At 52.8% G+C, this 540-nt stretch carries 1 pseudogene; it reads left to right on the forward strand.

Annotation, left to right across the window (positions count from 1 at the left end):
* Positions 1-540, forward strand: a pseudogene (locus D4A39_RS19105) (IS5/IS1182 family transposase); the annotation flags it as partial.

The following is a 540-nucleotide window of genomic DNA, read 5'->3' on the forward strand; positions in this document are numbered from 1 at the left end:
TTATTGCCCTTAAAGAAGTGTTCAGCCAGCAAAGCGCGCTGGCTCAGAAAAAGGAGGTAAAGCACCGCATCGTCAGCATAGACCGCCCTTACATCCGACCCATTGTCAGAGGCAAGGAGAACAGGCGTGTGGAGTTCGGAGCCAAGGTCAACAACATGCAAATTGATGGAATATCATTCATCGAGCATCATTCCTTCGAAGCCTTCAACGAGGGCGTAAGATTAAAGGAGTGCATTGAATATCAGCAGGAACTGACAGGCGTCAAAGTGGCCAGAGTCGGAGCCGACACAATCTATGCCAACAACGACAACCGGCGGTACTGTACCGAAAACGGCATAACAACCTGCTTTGTACGCAAAGGTCCGAAGCCAAAGGATGAGGACGCCGACATAAGCGCCGCACGGCGAATAATCGGTACACTGCGCTCGACCGCCATGGAGGGCAGTTTCGGCAATCAGAAACAACACTACGGCGTAGGCCGGATAGCGGCACGCAACTCCCGCAGCGAGACACTGCTGCTCTTTTTCGGAATCCACATGG

Origin of the sequence: Alcanivorax profundi (assembly GCF_003597125.1) — a bacterium.
Classification (GTDB): Bacteria; Pseudomonadota; Gammaproteobacteria; order Pseudomonadales; family Alcanivoracaceae; genus Alcanivorax; species Alcanivorax profundi.